17 protein-coding genes are annotated in these 14,844 nt (G+C 59.6%); 8 read left to right on the top strand and 9 right to left on the bottom strand.

Features of this window, described 5'->3' with window-relative positions; genetic code table 11:
• The first annotated feature begins 577 nt into the window (after positions 1–577).
• Both CRP02_RS14395 and CRP02_RS14390 read left to right on the top strand, forming a co-directional pair.
• Positions 578–1,012, top strand: a complete 435-nt coding sequence (locus CRP02_RS14395; protein ID WP_025592588.1) for a hypothetical protein — start codon at positions 578–580, stop codon at positions 1,010–1,012.
• A 260-nt stretch (positions 1,013–1,272) separates the two neighbouring features.
• Positions 1,273–1,719, top strand: a complete 447-nt coding sequence (locus CRP02_RS14390) for a DoxX family protein (RefSeq protein WP_013635551.1) — start codon at positions 1,273–1,275, stop codon at positions 1,717–1,719.
• A gap of 63 nt (positions 1,720–1,782) precedes the next feature.
• Here the strand turns inward: CRP02_RS14390 and hisG are convergent, their stop codons facing one another.
• From hisG to hisS, 4 genes are read right to left on the bottom strand one after another with little or no spacing between them, the layout of a single operon-like run.
• Positions 1,783–2,475: an ATP phosphoribosyltransferase gene (gene hisG, locus CRP02_RS14385; RefSeq protein ID WP_004432208.1), complete on the bottom strand. Its 693-nt coding sequence runs from the start codon at positions 2,473–2,475 to the stop codon at positions 1,783–1,785.
• Positions 2,472–3,599 carry an ATP phosphoribosyltransferase regulatory subunit gene (locus tag CRP02_RS14380; protein ID WP_097171552.1) on the bottom strand — a complete coding sequence of 376 codons (1,128 nt, stop codon included), beginning with the start codon at positions 3,597–3,599 and terminating at the stop codon, positions 2,472–2,474. Before CRP02_RS14380 ends, hisG begins: the two co-directional genes overlap by 4 nt.
• A 16-nt stretch (positions 3,600–3,615) precedes the next feature.
• Complete coding sequence (locus CRP02_RS14375; RefSeq protein ID WP_097172782.1) at positions 3,616–3,984, bottom strand: VOC family protein; 369 nt, start codon at positions 3,982–3,984, stop codon at positions 3,616–3,618.
• Between the two features lie 4 nt (positions 3,985–3,988).
• Positions 3,989–5,512, bottom strand: a complete 1,524-nt coding sequence (hisS, locus tag CRP02_RS14370) for a histidine--tRNA ligase (protein ID WP_097171551.1) — start codon at positions 5,510–5,512, stop codon at positions 3,989–3,991.
• A 156-nt stretch (positions 5,513–5,668) separates the two neighbouring features.
• Here hisS and CRP02_RS14365 point away from each other — a divergent pair, with 156 nt between their 5' ends.
• From CRP02_RS14365 to CRP02_RS14355, 3 genes are read left to right on the top strand one after another with little or no spacing between them, the layout of a single operon-like run.
• Positions 5,669–5,896: a DUF6290 family protein gene (locus CRP02_RS14365; RefSeq protein ID WP_013635548.1), complete on the top strand. Its 228-nt coding sequence runs from the start codon at positions 5,669–5,671 to the stop codon at positions 5,894–5,896.
• Positions 5,880–6,149, top strand: a complete 270-nt coding sequence (locus CRP02_RS14360) for a type II toxin-antitoxin system RelE family toxin (protein ID WP_097171550.1) — start codon at positions 5,880–5,882, stop codon at positions 6,147–6,149. Before CRP02_RS14365 ends, CRP02_RS14360 begins: the two co-directional genes overlap by 17 nt.
• Positions 6,150–6,155: 6 nt before the next feature.
• On the top strand, positions 6,156–6,920 hold the full coding sequence (locus CRP02_RS14355) for a hypothetical protein (RefSeq protein WP_097171549.1): 765 nt from the start codon (positions 6,156–6,158) through the stop codon (positions 6,918–6,920).
• Between the two features lie 49 nt (positions 6,921–6,969).
• On the opposite strand, the gene CRP02_RS14350 is transcribed toward CRP02_RS14355, so the two are convergent.
• Complete coding sequence (locus CRP02_RS14350) at positions 6,970–7,887, bottom strand: LysR substrate-binding domain-containing protein (RefSeq protein WP_004432220.1); 918 nt, start codon at positions 7,885–7,887, stop codon at positions 6,970–6,972.
• Positions 7,888–7,969: 82 nt separating this feature from the next.
• Here CRP02_RS14350 and CRP02_RS14345 point away from each other — a divergent pair, with 82 nt between their 5' ends.
• Positions 7,970–9,013 (top strand): YeiH family protein, encoded by a 1,044-nt coding sequence (locus CRP02_RS14345; protein ID WP_097171548.1) that lies wholly within the window; start codon positions 7,970–7,972, stop codon positions 9,011–9,013.
• Positions 9,014–9,029: 16 nt separating this feature from the next.
• On the opposite strand, the gene CRP02_RS14340 is transcribed toward CRP02_RS14345, so the two are convergent.
• Positions 9,030–9,473, bottom strand: a complete 444-nt coding sequence (locus CRP02_RS14340; protein ID WP_097171547.1) for a hypothetical protein — start codon at positions 9,471–9,473, stop codon at positions 9,030–9,032.
• Positions 9,470–10,099, bottom strand: a complete 630-nt coding sequence (locus tag CRP02_RS14335; protein WP_097171546.1) for a DNA-3-methyladenine glycosylase I — start codon at positions 10,097–10,099, stop codon at positions 9,470–9,472. Before CRP02_RS14335 ends, CRP02_RS14340 begins: the two co-directional genes overlap by 4 nt.
• 237 nt (positions 10,100–10,336) lie before the next feature.
• On the opposite strand from CRP02_RS14335, the gene CRP02_RS14330 reads away from it, so the two are divergent.
• A complete protein-coding gene (locus CRP02_RS14330; protein WP_097171545.1) occupies positions 10,337–11,110 on the top strand; it encodes a L,D-transpeptidase in 774 nt (257 codons plus the stop codon).
• A gap of 263 nt (positions 11,111–11,373) precedes the next feature.
• A complete protein-coding gene (locus CRP02_RS14325) occupies positions 11,374–12,033 on the top strand; it encodes an outer membrane beta-barrel protein (protein ID WP_097171544.1) in 660 nt (219 codons plus the stop codon).
• A 236-nt stretch (positions 12,034–12,269) separates the two neighbouring features.
• On the opposite strand, the gene glcF is transcribed toward CRP02_RS14325, so the two are convergent.
• Together glcF and glcE are read right to left on the bottom strand one after the other, a co-directional pair.
• A complete protein-coding gene (gene glcF, locus CRP02_RS14320; protein WP_097171543.1) occupies positions 12,270–13,571 on the bottom strand; it encodes a glycolate oxidase subunit GlcF in 1,302 nt (433 codons plus the stop codon).
• A 3-nt stretch (positions 13,572–13,574) separates the two neighbouring features.
• Positions 13,575–14,777: a glycolate oxidase subunit GlcE gene (glcE, locus tag CRP02_RS14315; protein WP_097171542.1), complete on the bottom strand. Its 1,203-nt coding sequence runs from the start codon at positions 14,775–14,777 to the stop codon at positions 13,575–13,577.
• Positions 14,778–14,844 lie beyond the last annotated feature (67 nt).

The raw sequence follows: 14,844 nt of genomic DNA, 5'->3' as shown, positions 1-14,844 counted from the left end.
CCTTTTTTCGTTGCCGCCCATGCCCTTTTAGCGGTCTGGCGTCGCAAGCGCGCCAGACGGGCGGCATGGACTTCTAATCAGTCCTGTCACTGGAATTGCGAAGGGCGGTCTTCGGGTCGCCTTTTTTTGGTCCCGCCCATGCCCCTTGTGAAGGCTGGCGCGATATCTTCACTTGCCGGGAACGGGCTTAAAAAAATATTGTCTCTTTTTGAAACAGCGGTAACTTTAGCCGGCTTGTTTTTGGCAGCGCGTGCAATAATCGGATGCCGATAGAGGCGAATCACAATTGCCGATGGGGCGGATTTTCGCCCTCTCCAGTTTATAAGCACGACATTTAGTTGTCTTTTTTCATATATTTGGCGATTACGATGAAGGAATACATATTATTTTTGATTTTCTCTCTGGCAGGTTGTTGTGGGTAGAAGAAAATAAACTATAAGTCAGCGCCCGTGAGGGTGCCGCGGCGGGATGCAAGCATTGAAGGGGTTCGATGCTTGGCAAGCACGCTCGAATGCGGATGGCGATGAAAAATCAACTTGGCAGCGACGCTTGAGATTGCAGCGCTGGTACGATGTTCATGCGGGGGCGCGATTTGTTCGAAATATCAAGACGCAACGATGCTCTGCCTGCGGCCGCGACAACCATGCCGGATACTCAGACCCTGTCGCATTTCTTTATTTCGGAGGAATGGAGCGGCGATCTTTCGAGCGGCGTCATCAAGCTTGGCGAACATGCATCTTTCATGCATGGCCTGCCGCAGGGCGAGTGTGGCCTGCTCAGCCTGATCCGCTGTTATGATCGGGGTCACCACGACCGCGTGCTCGAAATTTTCGAACAGGCTTCCGCCGCACCCTCACGCTTCTGCTTTTCCACCGGCCTGTTCACCCTGCCGGCAATGCGGCAGCCGCTCATTTGCATGGGCGAATCCTCGGGTTTTGAGATCGGCCAGCAAGGGCGCATTTCGGGGCTCTTCCTGTTTCCGCGTTTCGAGGATATGCGCTTCGCCGCCTAGCGTGTTTCCAGTAAAACTGCGCAGCGGCTTTATGTCAGGAAAATTTGTTAAAACAATTAGATAGATCGAGTCGGATGGTCCCGTTCAAGCAGGATGCGCGCTCAATGTCATTGAACGACATTATTGGTCGTTCACAAAATGAAGACAATTTGTCTTCTATTGTTCATCTTTATAGATGCATGATTTTCGGTCATTGATATCTCCAGACATCACCTTGCAGTTTAACCGGCGACACGCCGATCACTTACCGGAGATACTCCATGTCCAGCAGCCAGAACGCTCTCGTTCTCATCGCCCGCATTCTGCTTTCCTTCATCTTCATCTATTCCGGCTTCGGCAAACTCACCGATCCGGCTGGCACTGCCGGCATGATCTCGGGCGCCGGCATGCCTGCCGCAACCGCGCTTGCCTATCTTGCTGGCCTGTTCGAACTCGTTGCCGGTCTTGCCATTCTCGCCGGTTTCCAGACGAAGATCGCCGCATGGGCGCTTGCAGCATTCTGCGTGTTCACCGGTCTCGTATTCCACAGCGGCACCGTTGCCGTTCCCGGCTGGCCTGAGCCTGCTCTCGGCTGGATCAACACGCTGAACGGCATCATGCTGATGAAGAACATTACCCTTGCCGGCGCCTATATCCTGCTCGCAACGTTCGGTGCAGGCGCCTACTCCGTCGACGCAAAGCGCGGCTTCGTTACCGCCCGCGCCTGAGCCAACAGGCTGAGCAAGAAAAAAGCCGCCGGAGCGATCCGGCGGCTTTTTTCTTTTATGCTTTCAGACAGCCGCTTTTATGCGCGCCGCGATCTCCTGAACCGCCGGATCACCTTCGTGCTCCGGCTTGCGGGCGCGCACGAAACAGGCCTCCGAGCGGACGATGATGCCATCGGAGAGGATTTTCAGGTGGTTAGCTTTCAGCGTCGAGCCGGTGGAGGTGATATCGACGATGATATCCGCCTGCCCTGCCGCCGGCGCACCTTCGGTGGCGCCAAGGCTTTCGACAATACGGTAAAGCTGAATGCCGTGCTGGCGCGAAAAGAACTGCTGCGTCAGCCGCCAGTATTTGGTCGCGATTGCCAAACGGCGACCATGACGGGCACGGAATTCCGAGGCCACATCGCCGAGATCGGCCATGCTGTCCACATCGAGCCAGATTTCCGGCACGGCGACAACGACATCGGCATGGCCGAAACCGAGGCGGGCACAGAATTCCACCTGCGCATCGGCGTTGGTCAGCCCCTCTCGCACCAGGTCTTCACCCGTCACGCCGAAATCCACGCTGCCAGCACCAATTTCGCGGGCGATCTCGGAGGCTGAGAGATAGGCAATCTCGATATCGTCGCGCCCTTCGATGCGGCCGCGATAGGACCGGTCGTTACCGACAGCCGCAACCTTCAGCCCGGCGCGTTCCAGAACGGCGGAGGCGTCTTCCTTCATCCGACCCTTTGAGGGCAAGGCAATGGTGATCATGGCTTATCGCTCCCACGCACCGTTTCGATGCGATCCAGCCAGAGGGAAAAGCCCACGGCCGGTATTTTTTCCTGCGCGCCAAGCAGCGTCAGCAGCCGGTCAAAACGGCCGCCGCCGGCCAGAACGCTATCGCTACCTTCTTCCATCACCTCGAAAACGAGGCCAGTATAATAATCGAGCGGACGGCCGAAGGCCGCGCCGTAGCTGACTGTTTCGAGATCGACACCGGCATTCCCAAGGGCCGCGACACGCTTATCGAAAGCGGAAAGCGCGCCGTCCAGTTTCAGCTTCGCCTTTGCGGCAAAATCGGCCAGAACTTGCGAGGCCTGCGGCAAGGGCGCCTGCAGGGCCAGAAACTGCTTGAGCAGTTCGAAACTCTCATCCGGCAGACGCGTGGCGGCAAGCGCCAGCTTTTCCCGCAGACGGCGGGCGATTTCCTGCGGCGAGCGGCTGGCATTGGTGGAATAGCCGGTTTCCTGCATTACCGTGTCGAGATAATCGACCAGCACCGCCTCTTCGCCCGTTGCCAGAAGTCCGGCGACCCGCGCGTCAAGGCCGGTCATGGGCTTGGGGTGGACAAGGCTTTCCAGCAGCGCGTCCAGCTGCGCCATATCGCCGAAAGCCTGCACCAGCCGTTTCTGCCAACCAAGCGGCAGGCCGAGCGCTGCAACTACTGCCTCGAACACCTGCTGGTCGCCCAGCGTGACGGCGAGCGAACGGCCAGGCAGCAGGCGTTTCAGGATGGCGGTTGCATCAATCACGGCGCGGGCATCGGCAGCGGCGATATCGGTATCACCGAGATCCTCGATGCCAGCCTGATAAAACTCGTTCGCACCCTCCCGGCGCTGGCGGAAGACCTCGCCCAGATAGGAGTAACGCTTCGGCGTACCGGTCGCCGTCTCGATATGGCGCAGGCAAACGGGAATAGTGAATTCCGGGCGCAGACAAAGGCTTTCACCTGTCTCGCTCTCCGTCATGAAAATACGCCGGCGCAAATCCTCGCCCGCCATATCCAGAAACGGTTCGGCAGGCTGGATGACAGGCGTGTTCACACGACTTGTGCGCCGCGCGGCGAATTCTTCCAGTAGCTCTCCGGCAAATTCCGGCATGTCGATCAGGGGCATGGAACAGTACTTTTCGTCACGGTTCGAGCGGCTGCATCATTTCGATGCGGTTTCCGAAGGGATCAAGGACATAAAACCGGTGATATCCTTCGAGCGGCTCATCCTCAACCACATGGTAGCCTGCAGTTTCAAGTGTTTTTCGCAGGATACTGAGATCGTCTACCAGAAAGGCAGGATGGGCTTTCCTGGAGGGTCTGAAATCCTGCTCGATGCCGAGGTGGAGTTTTATCGGTCCAGATGAGAACCAGCATCCGCCGCGCGCCGCCAGATTGACGGGTTTTGCCTGCTCCGCAAAGCCGAGCAGGTCGCCATAAAAGGCGCGCGCCTCGTCTTCCCGGCCGACGGGCATCGCCAGTTGAAGGTGATCGAGCGCGAGGATCGCCATCGCCTCAGCGCCCTTCAGCGGCGCGGCGAACGTCCTCTGCATGATGTTCCAGAATCTCGCGAACCTTCGCCACCAGTTCCGTCTCCGGCGCGGTAATCTGTGCCACGCGCGCTTCGCGCCAGCTGGCATTGTCCTCGATTTCACCCGACAGGCGCTTGCCTTCGATCAGATCCTTGATCTGCACCACGCCTTCGGCACGTTCGTCACCGCCCTGGATGATGGCGATGGGGGAGCCGAGACGGTCGGCATATTTCAGCTGATTGCCGAATTTCTTCCAGTTGCCCTGGTACATTTCGGCGCGGATGCCCTCGGCACGCAACGCCTGCGTGAAGCGCTGGTAACGGCCCATGCTCTCCACATCGCCATCCATGACGGTGATGAGAACCGGGGCGAGCGGCTTGACCTGACCGAGTTTGCCGAGGTTCTTGAGCGCAGTCATCAGGCGCGAGACGCCTATGGAAAAGCCCGTGGCCGGAACCGGCTGACCCATGAAGCGAGAGACGAGACCATCATAACGGCCGCCACCGCCGACCGAGCCGAACACGACCTTTTCGCCCTTTTCGTTGGTGACGTCGAAGGTCAGTTCAGCCTCATAGACAGGGCCGGTGTAATATTCGAGGCCGCGAACGACGGAGGGATCGATCTTGATACGCGTCGCATCGTAACCGGCACCGGAAACCAGAGAGCCGATGATGTTCAGTTCATCGACGCCTTCCGCGCCTTTGGATGTGCCCGCAACCAGTTTTGCGAGATCATCGGCGCTTTCCGCATAATCCTTGATGCCGACGAAAAACAGAACCTTTTCGATCTGCTCTTCACCGAGACCCGCACCCTTGGTGAAATCGCCGGACTCATCCTTACGGCCGGGACCGAGCAGCAGCTTCACGCCATCAGGGCCGAACTTGTCGAGCTTGTCGATGGCGCGCAGCACGTTCAGGCGACGACCGGCATTTTCCTCGCCACCAAGGCCGATGGCCTCCATGACGCCGTCCAGCACCTTGCGGTTGTTGACGCGGATGACATAATCACCGCGCGCAATACCAAGCGCTTCCAGCGTATCGGCCATCATCATGCACATTTCGGCATCGGCCTGCACGCCGGCAGCACCGACCGTATCGGCATCGAACTGCATGAACTGGCGGAAGCGACCGGGGCCGGGCTTTTCATTGCGAAACACATAACCGGCGCGATAGGTACGGTAGGGCAGCTGGATTTCGTTGAAATTTTCCGCGACATGGCGGGCAAGCGGTGCAGTGAGATCGTAACGCAGGCTCATCCACTGGTCGTCATCGTCCTGCAGCGAAAATACGCCCTCGTTCGGACGGTCGCTATCAGGCAGGAATTTGCCGAGCGCATCGGTATATTCAAACAGCGGGGTTTCCACCGGATCGAAGCCGTAAAGCTCGTAGACCTTGCGGATCTTGTCGATCATTTCATTGGTGGCATGGATATCGGCAGCAGAACGATCCACGAAGCCACGCGGCAGGCGGGCTTTCAGTTTCTGAGGCTTTTTTGCTTTTTCGCTCATGATGCCGATCCGATATTTTCCTGAAATTATGCCGGTGTATTAGATGATGAAGCCCGGTGCGGCAAGCCGCAAAGCCTCTGGTTCTACTGGCCGCACGGGGCAAACAATGCTATATGGGATGCATGTATCCCATTTTAGTCGAAAAGGGCGCAAGCAATGAGCAAACAGACGGCCATCCGCCTGCCGGACGAGACCTATGAACGGCTGAAAGCGCTTTCCGAGCGCACGGGCCGTACGTCCGCTTACTATATCCGCGAGGCGATTGAGAAACATATCGAGGATATGGAAGATCTCTATCTTGCTGAAGAGGCGACGCGGCGCATCCAGCGCGGTGAATCAAAGGTGGTAAGCGCCGAGGAGTTCTGGCGTGATCTGGACAACTGAATACGATGTTCTTGTCCAGAAAGAGATGCGGAAAATCGATCCGCAGACCCGTCAGCGTATCCGCGCTTTCCTTCAAGAGAGAGTAGCGGCGCTCGACAATCCCCGCCAGACAGGTGCCGCCCTGCAAGGCTCAGAACTCGGCAGCTTCTGGCGTTACCGGGTAGGCGATTACCGTATCATCTGCGATATACAGGACCACAAGCTTGTCGTGCTGGTGGTGGAAATCGGCCATCGCCGCGAAATTTACCGTTAGGCATCCATGATCCTCGAAGCCCTGCAATATGCCGCCACACGGGCGGCCACGCCGAAACCTTTTCGGCCGCATATCCGCTATTCCGTCAATCTATGGGCGCGCGCCAACCGCTGCGCCACAGCATGGGCGGAGCATGAAAGCAACAGCCAGCAATTTGTGCTGCAATCGGTGAGAAAACTCAAACAGAGACGGACGGCGGTGGTGCTCGGGTCGGGTCTGCTGCGCGACGTGCCATACGATGCCCTGGTGGCGATGTTCGATACCGTGGTTCTGGTCGATCTGGTGCATATTGCCAGCGTGCAGGCGAAGCTGCGCTTCAATTCCAAAAAGAATGTGCGCATCGTCAACCGCGATCTTTCCGGTTTTGACGATATCGTTGCCGGTAAAGAACCGGAACCGCTCGAGTTCCTGCGGCGGGTGCCCTATCTGGATTTCGTCGTCTCGGCCAACCTCCTGTCACAGATCGGCACCGGCGCGCGGCATCGGCTGGAGCGGGAGAAGATTTCCGGCGGGCCTGATGACCTTTTGCCGATACTCATTCAGACGCATCTGGATGCGCTGGCCGCACTTCCCTGCAAGGTGTGTCTGGTAACGGACACATCCTTTGACGTTATCGGCAAAAACGGCAGCGTGCACCAGCACGAGGACTTGCTGCATGGCATCGATCTGTCCGCGCCGGCCGCCGCATGGGAATGGCCACTCGCTCCGTTGGGAGAGGAAAGCAGGGACTATCGAATCGTTCATCACGTCGTTGCGCGTGAACTGACGTGATAGGCTTCGCCCGCGCCGCGATCCAGATAATGCCGCGCAGCCTTTCGACCTACAAACCAGCAAGACCGGCCTTGTAGTCCTCCGAGGCGGCGCGGCTGAGGCGTTCCAGTTCCATGGCGGCACGGCTGGTGTGACGTTCCTTGTGGCGCAGCAGAGCAAAATTGCGGGCGGGCAGATCGATGCCAGCGCGGACCAACAATCCCTGGCGTAAGAACAGGGAAGCGACGGAAGCGGAAACCGCCGTCGCCGCGCCGCCGGAGCGTGCCGCCATCACCACGGCCTCGTTGGAGGGCAGTTCCAGCATCACGGAAAGATCTGCCGGGTCGACACCCATCTGCCGCACCGCCGCCTCGAAGGCGGAGCGGGTGCCGGAGCCCTGTTCGCGCAACACCCAGGACGTTCCGTACAGAATATCGAGGGCGGTGAGATAACGGCCGTCGGCGAAGGGGTGGGCGGAGCCGGTGACGACCAGAAGCTTGTCGGATACCACCGGCTGGACCATAAGCGCTGGCTCGTCGATCTTGCCTTCGATGAAGCCGACCTCCGCAAGCCCATCGAGCACGGCCTGCGTTACCGTTTTCGTATTGCCGATATCGAGTTTCAGCGTCACGCCCGGATATAGCTTCTTGAATTGCATCAGGATCGGCGGCAGCCAGTAGCTGGCAATGGTCTGGCTGGCGCAGACGGTGATTTCGCCGCGCGTCAGGCCGCCCATTTCGGAAAGAATCAGTTCCGCGCTGCGCACACGCGCAAGGGTCGCCCTGGCCTCCCCCAGAAACACCCGTCCGCTTTCGGTTAATTCGATATTGCGGCCGACGCGATGGAACAGCTCGACATTGTAAAATGCCTCGAGGTTCTTGATAGCGGAACTGACGGCCGAGGCGGTCAAACCGATCGCCTGCGCGGCCCTTGTCAGGTGCTCGCGTTCCGCGACGGCGATGAAAATACGCAGTTGTTCGAAGGTCATGGCTTTTTCATTCGATTTTAACGAATAATATATGCCATATTATTTGATAGAATAAAACAGGCAGCTGCGGCATTCTCTGACCATGGCACAGCATCGCACCCTCACTCATCCCTTCCAGTCTTCTCTTCGCTCGCTGACCCCGCTTCTGCCGGGCATTCTGCTTTGCGCGGCGGTCAGTTGCGCTGCCATTTTGGCGGAACGCTTTCAGGTGCGGCTTGCCGGGCATGCATGGCTCGGCGATCTGGTGCTGGCTATTCTGATCGGTACGCTTTTGCGTTCGCTGGTGTCGCTGCCGGCGGTTGCTTCGGCCGGCATCAAGTTCAGTGCCAAGACTTTGCTCGAAATTGCGGTGGCGCTTCTTGGCGCATCCTTGAGCCTTGCCATTCTCAAAGGCGCCGGCGGTTTGCTGATCGGCGGCATCGCTGTCATCGTCGCCCTGTCGCTGATCTTCAGCTATGCCGCCGGGCGGATGCTGGGGCTGCCACCCAAACTCGCAACCCTTATCGCCTGCGGCAATTCCATCTGCGGCAATTCGGCTATCGCGGCGGCAGCGCCCGCCATTGGCGCCAAGCCAGAAGATGTCGCCGCCTCGATTGCTTTTACAGCCGTTCTCGGTGTCGCCGCCGTTCTGCTGATGCCGTTTCTGCCGCAACTTCTTGGTCTTGATGCCACCCAATATGGCATCTTCGCGGGCCTGACGGTCTATGCCGTACCGCAGGTGCTAGCTGCCACCGCCCCGCTCGGTGCCGTTGCGGTGCAGACCGGGACAATCGTCAAGCTCATACGCGTCCTGATGCTGGGGCCGGTCATTGCTGCCCTCTCCGTTATCCACGGCCAGTCCGGCAAGGGACGGCTGAAGTTGCAGCAGATGGTTCCGTGGTTCATCATCTGCTTCGTGCTGATGATCATGGCCCGTTCCTTCGGCCTCATTCCCGAGGTTCTGCTAGGCCCCCTCGCCTCGCTCTCCAACATTCTCACCATCATGTCGATGGCGGCACTTGGTCTGTCGGTCGATATTCGCAGCCTTAGCCATGCCGGCGGCAAGGTCATCGTCGCCGCCAGCCTCTCACTCGTGCTGCTTGGAATCTTGAGCTTCGGCCTGATCGCGCTGACGCAAACGGCCTGAAGGTTGCGGCAGGCCGTTATTTCTGAGTGCTGACCGTCAGGATATAATGCGCGCCGAGCCCGCGGCGCGGTGATCCCAGGATAAGCGTCGGGCGGATCAGCCATTCGGTATCCGCCTTTGGCGTCAACGTGGCGATTTTACCTTCGGAGTAGCTGAAAAAGATCGCGTCCTGATCCGGCGTCGAAAAATCAAAGATCGCCATCAGGACGAATTCGCTGGAAGAGGTAAGCTCGACCTTCATCGTCTGCCCGGCCTTGACCTTCAGGCGGTAGACATCGCCACGGCCGCGCCGTGTCCAGCCATCGAGTTTCAGCGGCCCGGTGGGCGGCAGGGCAACTTCCTTGAGCCTTTCGCCGTCGTCCAGCCAGATGCCGTCGACGTTGCGGCTTTCCGCAAGGGATGGATGCGGCACGGCCGCCACGGCCATGGCAAAAGCCAGAAGAAGGGACTTTACCTTCATGGACGTACAAACTCCCGCCGCATGGCCTCGATCGGCTCACGGCAATGACAGCCTTCGATATGATCGTTGACCATACCCATGGCCTGCATGAATGCATAGACGGTCGTCGGGCCGACGAAGGTCCAGCCGCGCTTTTTCAAATCCCTGGAAAGACGAATGGACGCGTCGCTGGTGGGGTTGGCCCTTAACGTCGCATAGTCCAGCCTTTGCGGCCTTTCTGCGGCGGAAGGCTCGAACCCCCAGAAATAACGGGCAAGCGAACCGAATTCGTCCCGGAGCGCTATGGCGCGACGGGCATTGTTGATGGTCGACACGATCTTGCCGCGATGGCGGATGATGCCCTTGTCCGCAACACAGCGTTCAATGTCGGCTTCACCGAACTCCGCCACTTTTTCGAATTCGAAATTGGCAAAGGCAAGACGGAAAGCCTCGCGCTTGCGCAACACCGTCAGCCAAGAGAGGCCGGACTGGAAGCCCTCGAGACATATCTTCTCGAACAGGCGGCGATCGTCGGTGACGGGATAACCCCATTCTCCGTCATGGTAGCGGCTGTAATCCTCAAGTCCCTGCTGCCAGAAACAGCGCACGCGGCCATCTGCGCCCGTCTCAAGTCCCGCCTCGTTCATACCGCAACCACCCTTTTTCGCTCCCGCCCGTGACCGGCGTGATGCGCGCACTTACCACTCATTCACCACGTTTCAAAACGGGTCGCTAACCTTAAATCCAGCTTTTTCTAATCAAGCGCTTTTTAATGAACAGCCATTTACGATTCGCTGGCGTCAAGGTGCGAACGTAGCCGGCAAGGCGGGTGAATGATCCCGCAATTTCTATTGTTGCGACATCCCGCAGAGAGAGTCCACCCGATGACGATGAAGTCCGTTTTTCTGGCGCTGAGCCTCGTTTCCACCTTCGCCGCCCCGGCTGCCGCCGCTGGTGAGCGTTACCGCGAGCGCCCGCCTGTCGTCGTCAGTCCAGACCTTTCCGCCCCCTGGGTAACGCAGCTTGGTGGCGGCAACGTGCGGCCCGTGGTTTACCCGCGCGCGCCAGCAGCCCGCCAGCCTTTCTTCCAGCAGCGCCAAGCCGCCATGCCGCAGCGCCCAAGCTCCGGCGTCACCTCGCAGCGCCCGGCCCGGGTACAGAACGCCGCCGTTCGCCCGAATGCGCCGGTGCGCACGCAGATCGCCCCGCAATTCCTGCCTCAGATCGTGAACTACCAGACCACTCAGAAGCCCGGCACCATCGTCATCGATACGCCGAACCGCTTCCTCTATCTCGTCATGGCGGATGGCAAGGCCCGCCGGTATGGCGTCGGCGTCGGCAAGCCCGGTTTCGAATGGGCCGGAACGCACAAGGTAACCCGCAAGGCGGAATGGCCGAGCTGGACGCCCCCGAAAGAAATGATCAGCCGCGAAGCGACGAAGGGACACTACCTTCCGGCCTTCATGGAAGGCGGCCCTGCCAATCCGATGGGCGCGCGCGCCATGTATCTCGGCTCCACGCTTTACCGCATCCACGGTACCAACCAGCCCTGGACGATCGGCAGCAACAATTCCTCAGGCTGCATCCGCATGCGCAACGAGGATGTCACCGATCTTTACGAGCGTGTGAACGTTGGAACGACGGTCATTGTGATATGACGGCAACGGTGCCGCTAATACGCGGACTTGCAGCCGACACCACGGCAGATCGCGCTTGAATTGATGTCCCGCAGCGGTACAATCGCTACTAGATTGATTGAAGGAGACTTGGCGGGGGACGCCAGGCGCCGGACCTCTCTCAGGGGGATGATGGAACGGCCTTGAAACGGGTGGTCAACTGACCGCCCGTTTTTCGTTTCTGTCATTTGAATGTTACTAAAAAGCGGTTTGGTGTGTCCTCAACACTAAACTGGATTCTCCCCATGCTGCGCCACGTTTCCATTCTTTGCGCCCTGCTGCTCAGCGGCGTTTCCTTCTCTTCCGCAATCGCGGGGGAATTTGAATTTTCCGGTTACGGCGGCTGGCAAAGCGCCCCGCACAGCGATGTCACGGTTTCGGACGGACCGGACTTCCGGGCCGGGTGGGAAGGCAAGTCATTTTCGAGCCCGGCCTATTGGGGGGTGCGCGGCACCTACTGGTTCGAGGAAGGCCAGCTCAACAATCTCGGTATCTCGCTCGATTACACGCATGACAAGGTCTATGCCGACGACCAGACGCTGGCGCGTTCCGGCTGGTCGCATTTCGAGTTCACCGACGGCCTGAACCTTTTGACGCTGAACGCGCTCTATCGTTTCCCGCTGGAGACTTGGCGCCTGAAGCCTTACGTGGGCGCGGGCGTTGGCATCAACGTGCCGCATGTGGAGGTTACCCGGGCTTCCGGCAAAACCTTCGAATACCAGTTCGGTGGCGCAACCCTGCAGGCGCAGGCCGGCCTCAGCTATCGCATAACCGACAACTGGTCGACCTTCGTGGAATATAAAGGCACCTACTCCTTTATCGACGTGGATATCGACAATGGCGGCAAGCTGAAAACCGATATCATGACCAATGCGGTGAACTTCGGCGTGGCCTACAAGTTCTAAAGCTGGGATGGAAATAGAGGGTGCTTTCCGACAGGTGCCAAGCTACCCCCAAACCTCATTCCTGTGCCAGTCACGGGAATACATCCGACACGCGTCTGCGCGGCGAGAAGAGGCCTTCAAGCCCAAGGACTCGGGCTGACTGGATCCCTGTGACAGGCACAGGGATGAGGAGAGCGAACGACGCACCGGCCCGAACCTTGTGTCGGGTCCCATGGCCGGTACACGCGAACGGCGCTCTAAGCCAAAAGCCTCGCGGGTTTCGGTCCGCCATAAGCCCAGTCCAACAGCTCGACCGTGTGCAGGATCGGCATTTCCGTGCCAGTCGCGATCTGCGTGATGCAGCCGATATTGCCGGTGGCGATGACATCCGCGTGTGTGGCCTCGATGTTCCTCACCTTGCGCGCCTTCAGCTTTCCTGAGATCTCCGGCTGCATGATGTTGTAGGTTCCGGCCGAGCCGCAGCAGAGATGCCCTTCCGCCGGATCGCGGACGGTAAAACCAGCCGCTTTCAGCAATTGCTTCGGTGCCATGGTGATCTTCTGGCCATGCTGCATTGAGCAGGCCGAATGATAGGCAACCGTCAGGCCCTGGCTTTCCTTTTGCGGCAGGTCGAGCGTGGCAAGATATTCGGTGATGTCCTTCGCGAGTGCCGATACCCGTGCGGCTTTGTCCGCATAGGCCGGATCAAGCCGCAGCATATGGCCGTAGTCCTTGATGGTCGTGCCGCAGCCGGATGCGGTGATGATGACGGCATCAAGGCCGCCATCTTCCATTTCACGTGTCCATACATCGACATTGCGGCGCGCGGCGGCGAGCGCCTCAGCCTCGCGCCCCATATGATGCACCAGCGATCCGCAGCAGCCTTCCCCCTTCGGCACGACAACCTCCACGCCAAGCCGTGCCAGAAGACGCAGCGTCGCCTCGTTGATACCAGGATCGAGCACCGGCTGGGCGCAGCCGGTAAGAATGGCGACACGTCCACGCTTTTCGCCTTCGGCCGCGCGTTCACCCGGACGGGCAGAAGTTGAAACGGCGGGCACGGAAGCCGGGGCGAGAGCGAGCATGGATTGCAGCGGTTTCAGCGCGGGAAACTTCGCGAGCACACCGGCGAAGGGTCGCGCGATCCGTGCCAGATGCAAGGCCAGCCGGAAGCGACCGGGATAAGGCAGAACCGCAGCCAGAAGATTGCGGGTCAGGCGGTCCATGAAAGGACGCTTATAGGTTTGTTCGATATGGGCGCGGGCGTGATCGACCAGATGCATGTAATCCACGCCGGACGGACAGGTGGTGGTGCAGGCAAGGCAGGACAGGCAGCGGTCGATATGGGTGACGACTTCGCGGTCCGCCGGGCGGCTATTTTCCAGCATGTCCTTGATGAGGTAGATGCGGCCGCGCGGACTGTCCAGCTCATTGCCAAGCGTGACATAGGTGGGACAGGTGGCGGTGCAGAAGCCGCAATGCACACATTTGCGCAGTATCTTTTCCGATTCCGCCACATGCGGATCAGCCAGCTGCTCGGGCGTGAAGGATGTTTGCATGGTTCAGACGGCCCTTCCCATCTTGCCAGGATTGAAGATGCCCGCCGGATCGAGCTTTTCCCTGATGCGCGCAGACAATATAGCCTCCGCCGCCGGGCGCGGTTCGAATGCCGGCACGGTAGCGCGCACCGCGTCGCTCGCCCGCATCAAGGTGGCGTGCCCGCCGCCGAGCGCGCGGATGGCACCGCGCAGCAATTCCGCTTCGGGGTCCGCCTCCATCTGCATCCAGATGAGACCACCCTGCCAGTCATAAAAGGCATCGATGCCCGCTTCCATGCGCAAGGCAGCAACCAGCCTGTGGCCTTCGCTCGGCGCGACCGAGACTTTCCAGAGCGGTTTGGCATCTTGCCCGGCATAGGGCGCGACATTCCGCACCTGCCGCCATAAAACAGCACTCTCCTCGCCTTCCAGCAGCGCCCATGGGCCAACCCGATCCATGACGGAAAGGAGTTTCGCCGCGCGCGCCTCGACGGAAGCCCCGAGCCCTTCCAGTCGCAGGATTGTCGCCGGACCTTCCGGCAGCGCGCCTGCGATGAAATGGGAGCGAACGCTTTCCGGCAGATGGGCCGCACCGGAAACCTCGACGCTCATCGCCATCGCCGCCGCCATGATCCGCGTCGCGGCCTCGTCGTCCAGACCGGAGACAACCACGGTTTTTTCCGCTGGCGGCTTCGGCAACACGCGGTAGGTTACTTCCGTGAGAAAACCGAGCGTGCCATGTGAACCCGCCAGAAGCTTCGAGAGATCTAGCCCGGTGACATTCTTCATTACCCGGCCACCGGCTTTGATGACTTCCGCCTTTCCATTGACGAAACGGATGCCGAGCAGGCTGTCACGCGCCGCACCAGCCACATAACGGCGCGGGCCGGAAACATTGGCAGCAAAGACGCCGCCGATGGTCGGCTCGCCCGTGGTTCCCATGATCGGGCGATGGTCCATCGGCTCGAAGGCCATCATCTGCCGGTTTTCGGCAAGAGCGGCCTCGACGGTGGCGAGCGGTGTGCCTGCCTTGACCGTCATGACCATTTCAGCGGGGTTGTAGGAGACGATGCCAGCCATTGCCCGGGAGGAAAGCGTTTCATCTGCCTCGACCGCATTGCCGAAACCGGAGCGGGTGTTGCCGCCGATGATTTTCAGCGGGGTTTTTCGGGTTGTGTGGTCGCGGATGATGTCGGCGACCTGGGTTTCTGCATAGGGGGTCAGCATGGGGTGCGCTCCGAGCAAGAGATATCCCCCTCTGCCCTGCCGGGCAAAGAGGGGTGAGCCGCACCCA

It is taken from the genome of Rhizobium sp. AN5 (assembly GCF_900215255.1).
In the GTDB taxonomy this organism is placed as follows: domain Bacteria; phylum Pseudomonadota; class Alphaproteobacteria; order Rhizobiales; family Rhizobiaceae; genus Agrobacterium; species Agrobacterium tumefaciens.
This window is presented reverse-complemented; position numbering and strand designations above follow the sequence as displayed.